This window comes from Oleiphilus sp. HI0043, assembly GCF_001634935.1.
In genome coordinates this window covers 1-698 of sequence record NZ_LWEY01000167.1, presented here as the reverse complement: position 1 = coordinate 698, position 698 = coordinate 1, and the positions used below count along the sequence as shown (strand labels likewise).

Annotated in this window: 1 protein-coding gene; it reads left to right on the top strand. The window is 45.6% G+C overall.

The features are described from left to right. Positions 1–649 (top strand): S41 family peptidase (locus tag A3729_RS03090; RefSeq protein WP_231877314.1); only part of this gene is annotated, 649 nt, incomplete at its 5' end. Between the last annotated feature and the right edge of the window lie 49 nt (positions 650–698).

Here is a 698-nt window from a genome sequence, read left to right as displayed (position 1 = left end):
AGTAGAAGTTGCCGACCAGTTGATTGAAGAAGGTCTCATCGTTTATACAAAAGGCCGTGCTAGCGAAGCCGATTTAAGCTTTAACGCGACACCTGGTGACGATGCTAATGGCATACCCATTATCGTTCTTATTGATGGAGGCTCCGCATCAGCTTCTGAAATCTTGGCCGGAGCACTTCAAGATCACAATCGGGCAGTCATAATGGGAACACAGAGCTTCGGCAAAGGCTCTGTACAGAACGTCATGGCTCTTGATGCTGAATATGGGCTTAAGCTAACAACGGCCCGCTACTATACCCCTAATGGCCGCTCGATTCAGGCGCAAGGTATCGAGCCCGATATAGAAGTTAACCGAGCCAAGTTGAGTGAAGAAAAAACCAAAGCCTTTTATCGAGAGTCTGATCTAGCCGGTCACTTAAGTAACGGCAACCAAAATAAGAATGAATCCAGCAAAGAAGAAAGCGAAGACTCAGAAGTTTCTCGTCAACAATCCATGCTGGAAAAAGACTTCCAGCTTCAGGAAGCTTTAAGTTTGCTAAAGGCTTTGGATATTCTAAAAGTTAAGCAAAAGAACTCTTCCGTCAAAACACCAGAGAGCCAAACTGAGGCTGAAAACCTAGCTGAAGAAGGCACGCCACAAGGTGAGTAACTATCTCCTCAAGCTCAGTACAGTAGTCACCTTTATCCTGACTACTGTC